This window comes from Allokutzneria sp. NRRL B-24872, from assembly GCF_002155965.1.
Taxonomy (GTDB): domain Bacteria; phylum Actinomycetota; class Actinomycetes; order Mycobacteriales; family Pseudonocardiaceae; genus Allokutzneria.
In genome coordinates, this window is record NZ_MUMH01000067.1 from 56,193 (window position 1) to 69,394 (window position 13,202).

A 13,202-nucleotide genomic window follows, 5' to 3' on the forward strand; every position below is an offset into this window, starting at 1 on the left:
GCCCTCGCCGATGGGGTGAACGTCAGCACCGTCTTTGTACAACAACACATTCCGGTCTCGAGGAAGTCCTATGTGCACAGTTGGTCGACCGCGGTGAGGGCGCGCTCGCTCGTGGGTGCCGTCGCCCGCAGGCTCCGCCCCGACCACCCCGGCTGGCCCGCGGTGCTCGGCCCCGAGTTGGACCAGGGCAGGCGCCTGCGGCTGCGCCCGCCGCGCGCGGAGGACGCCGAGGAGTGGGCGCGCGTCGTCCGCGCCGACCAGGCCCTGCTGGAGCCGTGGTGGCCGAGCAGTGAGCAGCCGTGGACCGAGCGCTCCGCCGCGGCGCGCTGGCAGGAGCGCGTGTGGTCGGTCTCGCGCACCGCGCGCAAGGGGCACCTGGTGCCGATGGTGATCGAGGTGGACGGGCGCTTCGGCGGTGAGATGGTGCTGGACCGGGTCGACCGGGGGCACGGAACCGCCGAGCTGGGCGCCTGGGTGGCTTCGGACTTCCACGGGTCCAGCGTGGCGCGGCGGTCGCTGAGGCTCATGGTGCGGCACGCCTTCTCCGAGGTCGGGCTGCGGCGGATCGTCGCCCCGGTCGGCATCGGCAACCGCGCGGCGAAGCTCGTGCTGGCGCGCAACGGTTTTCGCAAGGAGGGCGTGCTGCGCGAGCACATGCACGTCGGCGGTAAGTTGCTTGACCACGAGTTGTGGTCGCTTCTGCCCGAGGACGTGGACTGGCTGTGAACCAGCACAACACCTTCGCCCGCTCGGCGAGCATGCAGGCGCGGTTGCACGAGCTGGTCCCCGGCGGGGCGCACACCTACGCGCGCGCCTCCGACCAGTACCCCGAGCACATGACACCGGTCCTGGAGCGCGGCAGCGGCGCGCACGTCTGGGACGTCGACGGCAACCGCTTCGTCGAGTACGGCATGGGGCTGCGCGCGGTGACGCTGGGGCACGGCTACGAGCCGGTGCTCGCCGCCGTCCGCGAGGCCATGGCCAACGGGATCAACTTCACCAGGCCGACCGCGTTCGAACTCGCCGCCGCCGAGGACTTCCTGGCCGGGGTGCCGGGCGCGGACATGGTGAAGTTCGCCAAGAACGGCTCCGACGCCACCACCGCGGCGCTGCGGCTGGCCCGCGCGGCGACCGGGCGGGACAAGGTCGCGATCTGCGCCGACCAGCCCTTCTTCTCCGTCGACGACTGGTTCATCGGCACCGCGGGCATGAACGCGGGCATCCCGGAGTCCACGCGCGAGCTGACGGTGTCCTTCCGCTACAACGACCTGGATTCGCTGCGCGCGCTCTTCGAGGTCCACAGTGGACAGATCGCGGCGGTGTTCCTCGAAGCCGCCACCGCGCTGCGCGAGCCCGAACCCGGCTTCCTCGAAGGCGTGCGCGAGATCTGCGACCGCGAGGGCGCGGTGCTGGTCTTCGACGAGATGATCACCGGCTTCCGCTGGTCGGCCGGTGGGGCGCAACAGGTCTACGGCGTGCGCCCGGACCTCTCCTGCTGGGGCAAGGCGATGGGCAACGGCTTCCCGATCGCAGCGCTGGCGGGCAAGCGGGAGCTGATGGAGCTGGGCGGGCTGCGCACCGACGCTGCGCGGGTCTTCCTGCTCTCCACCACGCACGGCCCGGAAACGGCTTCGCTGGCGGCTTTCCGCGCTGTCGTTCGCGCCTACCGCGAGACCGATCCGGTCGGCGCGATGGAGCGGCGGGGCGCCGTGCTGGCCAACGCGGTCAACGAGCTCTCCCGCGAGATGGGGACCTCCTCGGCGGTCTCCGTCCTCGGCAGGCCGTCGTGCCTGGTGTTCACCACGGCCGACGCCGAAGGCAAGCCCTCGCAGGAGTTCCGCACGCTGTTCCTCCAGGAGCTGCTGCGGCACGGCGTGCTCGGCCAGTCCTTCGTGATCTCCGCCGCGCACACCGACGCCGACGTGGAGCACACGGTCAACGCCGTCCGCGCCGCACTGGAGGTCTACCGCAAGGCGCTGGACGCGGGGAGCGTGGGCGGGCTGCTCGACGGCCGCCCGGTCGCTCCCGCGCTGCGCTCCCACGCGGAACCGAGGCGACTGCCCGACCGCTGAGCCTCCACCAGCAGCACGGCCACACCGATCGTCATCGCGAGCACGGCGTGCGAAGCGTGCGGGTTGGTCAGGTCGAGACCGTGGCGGGTGCCTTCGCGGACGCCATAGGCGCAGATCAGCATGCCCGCGAGCGGCCAGCGCGAGTCCACAGTGGGCAGTGCGCGGTCAACGCGCCGGACCACGCGCAGCACGCCGATCAGCGCGATCGTGCTGACCGCGAGCCACAACGGCCTGCTGAGCCACCAGCCGAGCCCGGGTGAGGGCAGCAGGATCTCCGGCGCCAGCAAAGCGAATCCGAGCAGCATCGCTCCGGCGGGCAGGTGCCACAGGTACACCGACATGGCGAGAGGGTTGGTGCGCTTGAGGAACCGCTGAGCCCGGACGCCGGACAGCTTGCGCGTGGCCCACGGCTCGATCAGCAGGAACACGCACACCTGCGCGAACGCCAGCACGATCATCGCCAGCGTCGGCGGGGACAGGTTGGAGACGGGAACACCCGGCAGGCCCAGCATGCTCGGCGGGTACGGCCCGGCGAACACCATCGTCACCATCGCACCGACTGCGGCGAGGACGAGTACGTACAGCCACGGTCGCGTGAGCTTCGCGAAAGAGCCTCGTGCGCAGGCGATTCCGAACTGGTGCGCGGTCAGCCAGACGAACAGGAAGTTGACGTCGCCGCCGATGCCGATGTCCGCGACCAGGCCCACGGTGGAGAACCGGATGAAGTCCACAGTAGACACAACGGCCGTCATGGCGAGCGGCACGGCCAGGCCGAACCTGTCGTGCAGCCGCACCATCAGCGGCGCGAGCGCGACAACGACGAGGTAGATCGCCAAGAACCACAAGGGTTTCATCATCTGGTGGCCGACCGTCGCGACCGGCTGGAGGCCGAGCGCGCCGCCCGCCGTGCTCGCCGCCGAGAACAACGCGATCAGCGGGATGGCCGGGATCATCAGGGCCATCGCGCGCTTCGCCAGGAAGGACTCCCCGCGCGCCCGCGCCGCGTCGACCCCGGCCGAGTTCGCGTAGCCGCCAGCGAAGAACACCAGCGGCATCACCTGCAGAACCCAGGTGAGCGCCCACACCACGGGTCCGCTGACGCCGATCCCCACGCGCACCGCGCCGTTCTCCACGCCGACGTGCGCGCCGAACCAGTGGGCGAACACGACCAGCGCCACCGATCCGACGCGCACGGCGTCGATCACCGGGTTGCGTTTCATCATGTCCGTCCCCTCACGTTCGCCGAACCGCTCTACCCAGGCTGACGACGGGAGCGCCCGAAACGGATCTGGCAGACCTCCGACCTGCACGGCGGCCCGCCCCAAGCTCGGGGTGGGGCCTACCCCACCCCCGGAGGCGCGTCGGTACGGTGAACGGGTGAGCGAGCAGCAGCAGGACTTCACCGCCTCCAAGCCCGACCAGCGCATTCCGGTGAGCCGCTGGCTGGTCCCCGCTCTGGTGGTGGTCGCTCTCGTGGCCCTGGTCTTCGTCTCGACCGGCAGGGGCGGGGGCGAGAAGCCCGTCGCAGCGCCGCCGTCGGCCTCCCAGTCGAGCGCTCCCGCCGTCGACGACGGCACGACGGGCAACATCGACGTCTCCGTCGGCCGCCGCAAGGCCGGTGACCCCTACGCGATGGGCAAGGTCGACGCGCCGGTCGTGCTCGTCGAGTTCGCCGACTACCGCTGCCCGTACTGCGTGAAGTTCGCCACTGACACCAAGCCCGAGCTGATCCGCCGCTACGTCGACACCGGCGTGCTGCGCATCGAGTGGCGCGACTACCCGATGTTCGGCGAGGAGTCCGAGTACGCCGCGCTCGCCGCCCGCGCCGCCGGGCGCCAGGGCAAGTTCTGGCCGTATCACGAGCTCGCCTTCGCCGAGGCCCCGCGCCAGGGCAGGGCGTCCTTCCCGCGCGAGCGCCTGGTCGAGATCGCCAAGCGCGTCGGCGTCGCCGACCTCAAGCGCTTCGAGGCCGACCTGGCCGACCCGAAGATCGCCGAGGAGATCAAGGCCGACATCGACGAGGGCCGCAGGCTCGGTGTGAGCGGAACGCCCGCGTTCGTCCTCAATGGACGGCCGATGGTCGGTGCCCGCCCGCTCGAGGAGTTCGTCGCGGCGATCGAGCGCCTCAAGAACCAGCGATGAGCTCGGAGGTCGGCTACCTCGGCGCGCTGCTCGGCGGGGTGCTCGCGCTGGCGAGCCCGTGTTCGGCGTTGCTGCTGCCCGCTTTCTTCGCCTATGCCTTCGAGAACCCGAAGCGCCTGCTCGCCCGCACCTCGGTGTTCTACTGTGGACTGATCACCACGCTCGTCCCGCTCGGCGTGGCCTCGGCGGCGCTCGGCGCGCTGTTCACCCAGCACCGCTCCACGGTCACGCTCATCTCCGGCATCGTGCTGATCGTCCTTGGCACAGCACAGATCCTGGGCAAGGGCTTCGGTTCGCGGCGCGCTCAGGAAGCCGCCGCGCGCATCACGGTCGGCTCGGCCGCGTCCGTCTTCGCGCTCGGTGCCGTGTACGGCTTGGCGGGCTTCTGCTCCGGCCCGATCCTCGGCGCGGTCCTCACCGTCGCCGCCGCGGGCGGAGATCCCGTGTACGGCGGAGTGCTGCTCGCGGTCTACGGGCTCGGCATGGTGCTGCCGCTGTTCGCGCTGGCGTTGTTGTGGGAGCGCCTGAAGCTCGGCCAGCGGGCGTGGCTGCGTGGCCGCGAGGTGAAGCTCGGTCCGCTGCGCGTGCACAGCACGACCTTGATCTCCGGCCTGCTGTTCATCGCGATCGGCCTGCTGTTCGTGTTCACCGAGGGCACCGCTGGCTTGAGCGGACTCCTCGACGTGGACACGGAGTTCTCGCTCGAAGTCTGGGTTCGCGGTCTCGCGCAGTCCGTTCCCGACCTCGCGGTGATCGGAGTGATCGCGCTGGTGCTCGCCGCCGTGTTCGTCGTGCGGCGCCGCCGTCGATCAGCCCGGTAGCGGCAACCGCAACGCCCGCGCGGCGATCCCGCGCAGCGACACGTCGTCCGGAGTGGACGGTGCGCCGATCCACACCGCCTGGACGACGCGGACGCGCTTGGTGTCGCGCGAGGACGCGAACGCGGCTCCCTCGAAGGAGTTCGGCCCGTTGGTCCAGCCCTTGCCCGATGTCACCAGGTCGCTGACCGCGCCGGTGCCCGGGGTGTCGGCGAGCTTCTGGAAGTCCTCGGCGTCCTCGGCGTCGGCGAAGCTCACCACCGCGATCGACACGGCGGCCCTGCGCGGCTCCGTGACCTCGAACAGCGTCCGGATCAGCCCCGCGCACGGGTGCGCGTCGAACCACGTCTGAACGTCCCCGTAGGACTCGCGCGCGCAGTTCGTGGCCTTCTCGTTGCCCCTCGGCGTGAAGTCCAGATCGTCCACAGTGGACCGTGTGCTGGTCGGAGCCGGGGGCTGCGCGGCGGGCTGCTCTCCGCCGCCGCCGGCGCTGATCAGCACGACCACGAGCGCCACCACGGCGAGCAGCAGCGCCCCGATGAGCACCGGCCCACGTTTCCGCTTGGGCGGCAAGGAAACCTGAACCGTGTCAGCGACATCCCGGTAGCGGGGGATGAGCGCGGTGCTGGCGCTGGCGAGGTCCGCGGTGACCGCGTTCGGGAAACCCTCGGCGATCAGATCGCCCGAGTGCATCTTGCCCGTTTCCTCGTGCAGGCCCGCGAGCACCTTGCACGCCTGCTCGGCGGTGCACGGGCGGTCGCTGGTCGCCAGCTCGCGCACGGCGCTGAGCAGAGTGGACGGTTTCGGGTGCAGCACGCGGACTCCGCGATGGATGTCCGAAGTGGGCTGGATGACCCGTTCGACGTACGGCCCCACCGCGATCACCGTGCACACCGGCAGCGGCTCGGCCCGGACCTCCTGCAACCGCGCGGAGACCGCCCGCGTCGCCGCCAGCGCCTCGTCGGCCGGACTGCTCGCGCCGTCGTGGCGGGTCAGCGGCCAGCCGTCGACCTTCCACTGCCCCTGCAACGGAGCTTCCACGCGCAGCGCCGGGCTCGGCAGGTCGATCCCGACCACCACGAGCACCACGCGCGGTAAGAGGATCAGCGCGTCCAGCGGTCGCGTGCAGCCGGGCGGGGTGACTCCGAGCAGCGCGACACCGCCGAGCACCGAGGTGCCGTCGCCCCACGCGGCCAGGGCAGCTCGCACGTCGGCACCGACCTTGGTCGGCTCACCACCGAGCCGAACCAGCCGCACGGCCCACCTCCTGCACACGACGAACTTCGGGGAGACTCTTCGCGGCACACACGGTAGCCTCGGTCACCCCGACCGGTGACCGCGGCCATCCGATCACGGTGCGCGGTCGGTGGCCGATCGTCGCAGGCGGTGTCGTGGAGGCGGTACTCCGTTCGCGTCGAAGGTCTCGGGTGGATGTCGCCGCATTGGTTCTTATGGCGCACCACCGCGGTTAGGGGCAAAATGACGCCATGTGATCGCCGGAAGATCACCTGCTGGAGCACTGACAGGGCGTAGGGGAAGACGTCCCTCGTCAGCAGCGGAGGTCAGCAGTGAGCAACCGGGGCATCACCAGTGGGGTCGTGTACGTCCACTCATCGCCGTCAGCGGTCTGTCCGCACGTCGAGTGGGCGATTTCGGGCACCCTGGGCGTCCGCGCTGACCTGAAGTGGACAGCACAGCCCGCGGCGCCGGGGCAGCTCCGTACGGAGTGCTCCTGGACCGGCGACGCCGGCACGGGAGGCAAGCTCTCCTCAGCGCTGCGCGCGTGGCCGATGCTGCGCTTCGAGGTCACCGAGGAACCCAGTCCCGGAGTGGACGGCGAACGCTTCTGCTACGCGCCCGGGCTCGGCCTGTGGCGTGCGCGCACCAGCGCCAACGGCGACATCGTGGTCAACGAGGACCAGCTGCGCTCCCTCGTCGGCAACCGCGGCGTCGAGGCCATCGCGCACCGCGTCTCCGAGCTCGTCGGCTCCGCGTGGGACGACGCCCTCGAACCGTTCCGCAGAGCCGGCGACGGCGCTCCGGTGACCTGGCTGCACCGGGTGGGCTGAGCCGGGCTACGCGGCGGTTGTGGCACGCTGGTGCCGTGGTGCCGGTGAGGACGTCGAAGCGCGCCGGGCAACGCTGGTTGCTTCCGGTGGTGTTGGTGGCTGCCGTGTTCGCGGTGGGGGTCGGGCTCGGGGTCCGCGAGCTGTCCGCCCGCGTCGAGACACCCGTGGTGCCCGCCGTCGTGCTGCCCGAGACCACCTCGCGCAACCCCGTGAACCAGCCGGGGCCCGACACCGTCCAGCTCACCAAGGACGCGGCGGGCCACCCGCACGCCGAGGAGATCCGCGAGCTGTTGCAGCGCCACTTCAGCGCCATCAACCGCGGTGACTACGAGGTCTGGAAGACCACCGTCGTCCAGGCTCGCGTGCAGGAGATGTCCCTCGCCAAGTGGCGCGCCGAGTACGAGTCCACACAGGACGGCACCATCTACGTGCACCGCGTGGACGTCGCCCCCGGTGGCGCGCTGCGCGTCATGCTGACCCTCGTCAGCGTGCAGGACCCCAGCAAGGCCCCACCCGAGATGCGCGCGAGCTGCGTCCAGTGGCGCGTCGTCTACCCCCTCGTGCCCGAGAACGGCAACTGGAAGATCAACCACGGCCTGTACAACAGCGCCCGCACCGCCCGCTGCTGACTCCCCCCCCCCGCCGGTTCTCCGCGCAGCTCCACTGGCTCTCCGAGAACGCAGCTCTCCGTCACCTCGCTCCGCTCCCGCCGCTCTCCGGCAGCCGCCGGGTTCCCGCGTCTTCAATCAAGACCCTCGAATCCCCGCTCCACGTGTCTCAAACCGCCCCAAACCTCCGCGCGCCCGCGGTCCGGACGTAACCAATGCGGCATTGGTTACGTCTGACGAAACAAATGCCACATCGGGTACAACCCGGCGGCTGAGCGAGGGAGTGCTGCGGCGGGGGCGAGGCGTCGGTGCCCGAGACGAAGTGCTGGCCAGCCACCGAAGTTCCCCCGCGCGCCTCGACGTGGGCTGCACACCAACGCCTCGTTTGGTGCGTTGAACGCACTGAACGGGTCGTTCAGGTACTTCAACGCACTGAAAGGGTCATTCGGGGAGTTGAGGTACCTGAAGGGGTCCTTCAGGGCTTCGACGACGGCGCGAGCGGGGCGACGGCTAGTGCGGACAAAGGAACGACCCGGTGAGCGTGGAGGCTCACCGGGTCGCGGAGGGTGGTGCCTACGCCTTGGTGAAGGCGAGTGCGACGTTGTGCCCGCCGAAGCCGAAGGAGTCGTTGACGGCGGCGTCGAGCTTGATGTCGCGGGCCTCTCCGGCCACGATGTCCAGCTCCACGCGGGGGTCGACGTTCTCCAGGTTCAGGGTGGGCGGGACCACGCCGTGGTACAGCGAGAGCACGGTCGCCATGGACTCCACCGCGCCGGAGCCGCCGAGCAGGTGGCCGAGCGCGGACTTCGGAGCGGTGACGACCGGGTGCGAGCCGACGGAGCTCTGGATGGCCATCGCCTCGGCGACGTCCCCGACCGGGGTGGACGTGGCGTGCGCGTTGACGTGACCGATGTCGGCGGGAGAGAGCCCGCCCGTGGTCAGCGCCTTGGTGATGGCCCTCGCCGCGCCCTTGCCCTCGGGGTCGGGCGCGGTGATGTGGTGCGCGTCGGCGCTGGTGCCGACACCGGCGAGCTTCGCGTAGACGCGGGCGCCGCGTGCCTTGGCGTGGTCCTCGCGCTCCAGCACCAGCAGGCCGGCGCCCTCGCCGAGCACGAACCCGTCGCGTCCGGCGTCGAAGGGCCGCGAGGCGCGCTCGGGCTCGTCGTTGCGCGTGCTCATGGCCCGCATCTGGCTGAACCCGGCGACCGGGAGGCTGGTGATGCACGCCTCCGCGCCCCCGGCGACGACGATGTCGACCTCGCCGGAGCGCAGCATCCGCCACGCCCAGGCCATGGCCTCCGCGCCGGAGGCGCACGCCGAGACCGGCGCGTGCACCCCGCCGCGGGAACCGAGGTCGAGACCGACCCAGGCGGCCGGGCCGTTGGGCATCAGCATCGGCACCGTGAGCGGTGAGACCTTGCGCTTGCCGTACTGCTCCAGGAGGTCGTCCTGGTGCAGGATGGTCAGCGCCCCGCCGATCCCGGTGCCCACCACGACGGCGAGCCGCTCGGGATCGATCTCGGGCCGACCGGCGTCGGCCCAGGCCTCGCGGGCGGCGACGAGCGCCACCTGCTCACAGCGGTCGAGACGCCGCGCCTCCACGCGGGGCAGGACCTCTGTCGGCTCGACCGCGAGGTGCGCGGCGATGCGCACGTCGAGCTCGAACCGCTCGGCCCAGTCGCCCTGCATCTTGGTCACGCCGCTGCGGCCGGCGACCAGTCCGTCCCAGGTGGACTTCGCGTCACCGCCCAGCGGGGTCGTCGCCCCGATGCCGGTGACGACCACGTCGGTCAAACTCATGCGTTCGAGGCGATGTAGTTCACCGCGTCGCCGACGGTCTTCAGGTTGACCAGCTCGTCGTCCGGGATCTTCACGCCGAACTTGTCCTCGGCCTGCACCGCGACCTCGACCATGGACAGCGAGTCGATGTCCAGGTCGTCCACGAAGGACTTCTCCAGCTTGACGTCGTCCTGGTCGACACCCGCGACCTCTTCGACGATCTCGGACAGGCCCTGCAGGATCTCTTCGTTGCTCGCCACGTGCGTGTTCCTCTCTTGACTTCCCACCGACCGGAAGAGCGGAGCCGCGCTCCCGGAGTTCTTGGTTTCGCCCCCGTCAGGGGCAGATGACGACCTGGCCGGCCGAGACCAGGCCCGCGCCGAAGCCGACCAGCAGCAGCACCTCGCCCGAGGACAGCTCCCCGGCCCTGCGCATGTGGTCGATGGCGATCGGGATCGAGGCCGCCGAGGTGTTGCCGCTGTGCACGATGTCCCTGGCGACCTTCATGTCCTCGCGCGCGCCGCGCCCGCGCAGGCTCCGCGCGATGGTCTCGATGATGCGCAGGTTGGCCTGGTGCGGGATGAGCGCGTCGATGTCGGAGAGCTTGACCCCGGCCCGCTCGCAGGCGCGCTCCGCGGTCGGCCACACCTCGGTGGTCGCCCAGCGGAAGACCGACTGGCCCTCCTGGAAGACGAAGTTGCGCTCGGTGATGCCGATCGTGCTCGACAGGTCACCCCGGCTGGTCCAGGAGACCGGGCCGATCGCGGGCTCGTCGGCGGGACCGACCACCGCGGCGCCCGCGCCGTCGGCGAAGATGATCGCGGTCGACCGGTCCTCCCAGTCCACCCAGTTGGAGAAGCGCTCCGCGCCGATCACCAGCACGTGCCGTGCGGTGCCGGAGCGGATCAGATCGGTCGCGTTGCCCAGCGCGTAGCAGAAGCCCGCGCACGCGGCGTTGACGTCGAAGGCGCCCGCGCCGGTGATGCCGAGCGCGTCGGCGACCCGGGCGGCGACGTTGGGGATCGGCACGGACATCGTGCAGGTCGCCACGATCACGGTGTCCACATCGGACGGTGAGATACCGGAGTCGGCCAGCGCCGCCCTGCCCGCCTCGGTGGCCAGCACGTGCAGCGACTGCTCCTCGGTGGCCAGCCTGCGCTCGGCGATGCCGACGCGGGAGCGGATCCACTCGTCGGAGGTCTCGATGACCTTGGCCATGTCGTCGTTGGTGACGACGCGATCGCCCTGCGCGGAGCCGAAGCCCAGCAGCCTGCTGCCGCGCGAGCCTGCGGGCAGCTGGATCAGCGGTCGGGACTCGCTCACACGGCACCAACGATCAGTTCGGCGGCCTTGTCCAGGTCCGCGGGGCTCTTCAGGGGGAGGCGGTCGACCTGCGGCAGCTCGCGCTTCACCAGGTTGACCAGGGTGCCCGCCGGCGGCAGCTCGATCACGGTGGTCACGCCGCGCGCGGCCAGCGTCGCCATGCAGGCGTCCCAGCGCACCGGCAGCGTCACCTGGGCGACCAGCCTGCGCAGGGCGTCGTCGCCGTCGGAGACGACCGCGCCCTCGGCGTTGGACAGCAGCGGGCGCACCGGCGCGGCCGGGGTGATGCTGGTGACGCGCTTGCCGAGGGCCTGCTCGGCGGGCGCCATGAAGCGGGTGTGGAAGGCGCCGGCGACGGCCAGCGAGCGGATGCGCGCGGACGCGGGCGGCTCAGCGGTCAGCTTCTCCAGCATGGCAACCGATCCGGCGGCCACGACCTGGCCCTTGGCGTTGCGGTTGGCCGGGTCCAGGCCCAGCTCCGCCAGCCGCGACAGCACCTCGTCCTCGTCCCCGCCGAGCACCGCGCTCATCCCGGTCGGCTCCAGCGCGCACGCCGCGGCCATCTCGGCACCGCGCACGGCAGCCAGTTCGACGGCCTCGTCGGCGGTGAGCACGCCGCTCACCGCGGCGGCGGCGAGCTCACCGACCGAGTGGCCGGCCACCGGGACGTCGGTGGGAACCTCGACCCGGCGGGCCAACTCCTCGAACACCAGCACCGACAGCGCCACCACGAGGGGCTGCGTGACGGCGGTGTCCTTGATCTCGTCAGCGCTCGCGGTGGTGCCGAGCCGGACCAGGTCCAGCCCGATCGTCTCCGACCACCGCGCCAGCCGCCGCTCGGCGCCGTCCAACTCCATCCACGGAGTGAGCATGCCGGGCGACTGGGAGCCCTGTCCTGGGGCGAGCAGCGCGATCACGTGCTCACTGAACACGGTCAGCGTCCTCGGCCGGGATGCCGTCACTGACGAAGTACGGCCACCGATTCTGTGGGGTGTCTACAAAGGGTCGCGTGCCGCGCGGGTTTGCCCACCCCACGACGCCCAGCATGCGGGAGCGTTCACCCGCGATTAACCCCCGGCGGACGTGCTAGCTGCGTCACAGTGTTGTGCCCGAAGGGCAGGGCGTTTGTTGAATGCACACGAAAAGACAGTCAGCTGTGACCGTCACCAGTGACCGCGGGCACGGGCGAGCCTGCCGACGGCGAGCGACATCCGCAGCACCAGGCCGTCACGCGGGTCGGAAGCGGTGTAGCCGGTCAGCTCGGTGACGCGGCGCAGGCGGTACCGCACGGTGTTGGGGTGCACGAACAGCCGCTTCGCGCAGCTCTCCAGCACTCCGCCGACCTCCAGGTAGGCCTCGACGGTCTCCAGCAGCGAGCCGCCGACGTCCACCAGCGGCCGGACCACCTTGTCGATCATCTGGCGCTCCGCCTCGGGATCACCGGCGAGCGCGCGCTCCGGCAGCAGGTCCGTCGAGCGCACGGGGCGCGGCGCGTCCGGCCACGCCACCACGGCGCGCAGGCCGGAGAGCGCGTCGGCCGCGCTGCGGTAGGCATCGGCAAGCGCGGCGACGGTGGGACCGGCGACGACGGGTCCCTTGTCGAAGGCGTCGGCCATCCTGGTCAGCACCTCGTGCCCGGACGGGCTGTCCACCGGACCGGCGAGCACCACGACCAGGCGGGAGCCCTGCACGCTCAACAGCACCGGACGCCCTATCCGCGCCGCGCGGCTGCGCACCTCGTAGACCACGGCGGGCGGGTCGTCGGAGGGGGAGGCGCCGACCAGCACGGTGGCCTCGGCGGCCGGGTCCCAGCCGAGCGCGGCCGCGCGCGAGAGCAGCGACTCCTCGGCGTCGCCGCGGACGATGCCGTCGACCATCAGCGCTTCGAGGCGGGCGTCCCACGCGCCGCGCGCCTCGGCCGCGGCGGCGTAGGAGGTGGCCGCCGCGAAGGCGATCTCCCTGCCGTAGCGCAGCACCGCCTCGGTGAGCACCGCCCGCTCGACGTCGTCCTCGGCGAGCACGGGCAGTTCGCGCTCCAGGATGTTGATCGCGATCCGGACCAGTTCCACGGTCTGGCGCAGGCTCACCCAGCGGGAGAAGTCCTTGGGAGCGGCGCGAAAAGCCTCTGCGGTGAGCCGGATCGCCTGGGTCGGGTCGCGCAGCCACTCCACGAAGTTGGCCGCGCCGGTCTGGATCACCAGCAGCACGCTGGCCCGCTGGTCGGCCGGCAGCCTGCGGAACCAGGGCAGCAGCTGGTCCATCTCGCCGATGCTGGAGGAGGCCAGCCCGCCGGACGCGCGTTCCAGGGTGCGCAGGGTGCTGGAGGACATCCCTCGCAGCGGCGGCACGTCGTCGGCGGATGCGGTCATGGGCTACACGATCGCACGTCGC

13 protein-coding genes are annotated in these 13,202 nt (G+C 71.3%); 6 read left to right on the forward strand and 7 right to left on the reverse strand.

Going from position 1 to position 13,202, the window contains the following annotated elements:
• Positions 1-72 precede the first annotated feature (72 nt).
• Together CCN37_RS18730 and CCN37_RS18735 are read left to right on the forward strand one after the other, a co-directional pair.
• Positions 73-726 (forward strand): GNAT family N-acetyltransferase, encoded by a 654-nt coding sequence (locus tag CCN37_RS18730; RefSeq protein WP_168200734.1) that lies wholly within the window; start codon positions 73-75, stop codon positions 724-726.
• A gap of 32 nt (positions 727-758) precedes the next feature.
• Positions 759-2,072: a glutamate-1-semialdehyde 2,1-aminomutase gene (locus CCN37_RS18735; RefSeq protein ID WP_086822621.1), complete on the forward strand. Its 1,314-nt coding sequence runs from the start codon at positions 759-761 to the stop codon at positions 2,070-2,072.
• Here the strand turns inward: CCN37_RS18735 and CCN37_RS18740 are convergent.
• Complete coding sequence (locus CCN37_RS18740) at positions 1,964-3,295, reverse strand: acyltransferase (RefSeq protein ID WP_168200735.1); 1,332 nt, start codon at positions 3,293-3,295, stop codon at positions 1,964-1,966. The two genes, CCN37_RS18735 and CCN37_RS18740, sit on opposite strands and share 109 nt — an antisense overlap.
• Before the next feature lie 154 nt (positions 3,296-3,449).
• Here CCN37_RS18740 and CCN37_RS18745 point away from each other — a divergent pair, with 154 nt between their 5' ends.
• Both CCN37_RS18745 and CCN37_RS18750 read left to right on the forward strand, forming a co-directional pair.
• Entirely contained in the window at positions 3,450-4,214 is a 765-nt protein-coding gene (locus tag CCN37_RS18745; protein WP_168200736.1) for a thioredoxin domain-containing protein, read from the forward strand.
• Positions 4,211-5,035: a cytochrome c biogenesis CcdA family protein gene (locus CCN37_RS18750; protein WP_086822496.1), complete on the forward strand. Its 825-nt coding sequence runs from the start codon at positions 4,211-4,213 to the stop codon at positions 5,033-5,035. The genes CCN37_RS18745 and CCN37_RS18750 overlap by 4 nt, the downstream gene beginning before the upstream one ends.
• Here CCN37_RS18750 and CCN37_RS18755 read toward each other — a convergent pair.
• A complete protein-coding gene (locus CCN37_RS18755; RefSeq protein WP_086822499.1) occupies positions 5,024-6,289 on the reverse strand; it encodes a hypothetical protein in 1,266 nt (421 codons plus the stop codon). The genes CCN37_RS18750 and CCN37_RS18755 overlap by 12 nt on opposite strands.
• A 311-nt stretch (positions 6,290-6,600) precedes the next feature.
• Here CCN37_RS18755 and CCN37_RS18760 point away from each other — a divergent pair, with 311 nt between their 5' ends.
• Together CCN37_RS18760 and CCN37_RS18765 are read left to right on the forward strand one after the other, a co-directional pair.
• Positions 6,601-7,101: a DUF3145 domain-containing protein gene (locus CCN37_RS18760; protein ID WP_086822502.1), complete on the forward strand. Its 501-nt coding sequence runs from the start codon at positions 6,601-6,603 to the stop codon at positions 7,099-7,101.
• 44 nt (positions 7,102-7,145) lie between these two features.
• The gene (locus CCN37_RS18765) at positions 7,146-7,730 is read left to right on the forward strand and encodes a hypothetical protein (RefSeq protein ID WP_210408104.1); all 585 of its coding nucleotides are present in this window, start codon (positions 7,146-7,148) and stop codon (positions 7,728-7,730) included.
• A 552-nt stretch (positions 7,731-8,282) separates the two neighbouring features.
• On the opposite strand, the gene CCN37_RS18770 is transcribed toward CCN37_RS18765, so the two are convergent.
• From CCN37_RS18770 to CCN37_RS18790, 5 genes are all read right to left on the reverse strand, one after another.
• Complete coding sequence (locus CCN37_RS18770; protein WP_086822508.1) at positions 8,283-9,509, reverse strand: beta-ketoacyl synthase; 1,227 nt, start codon at positions 9,507-9,509, stop codon at positions 8,283-8,285.
• A complete protein-coding gene (locus CCN37_RS18775; RefSeq protein WP_086822511.1) occupies positions 9,506-9,748 on the reverse strand; it encodes an acyl carrier protein in 243 nt (80 codons plus the stop codon). The genes CCN37_RS18770 and CCN37_RS18775 overlap by 4 nt, the downstream gene beginning before the upstream one ends.
• A 76-nt stretch (positions 9,749-9,824) precedes the next feature.
• A complete protein-coding gene (locus CCN37_RS18780) occupies positions 9,825-10,811 on the reverse strand; it encodes a beta-ketoacyl-ACP synthase III (RefSeq protein ID WP_086822514.1) in 987 nt (328 codons plus the stop codon).
• Positions 10,808-11,743 (reverse strand): ACP S-malonyltransferase, encoded by a 936-nt coding sequence (locus CCN37_RS18785; protein ID WP_305764715.1) that lies wholly within the window; start codon positions 11,741-11,743, stop codon positions 10,808-10,810. The genes CCN37_RS18780 and CCN37_RS18785 overlap by 4 nt, the downstream gene beginning before the upstream one ends.
• A 231-nt stretch (positions 11,744-11,974) precedes the next feature.
• Positions 11,975-13,180 (reverse strand): CdaR family transcriptional regulator, encoded by a 1,206-nt coding sequence (locus CCN37_RS18790; protein ID WP_246843129.1) that lies wholly within the window; start codon positions 13,178-13,180, stop codon positions 11,975-11,977.
• Positions 13,181-13,202: the final 22 nt, after the last annotated feature.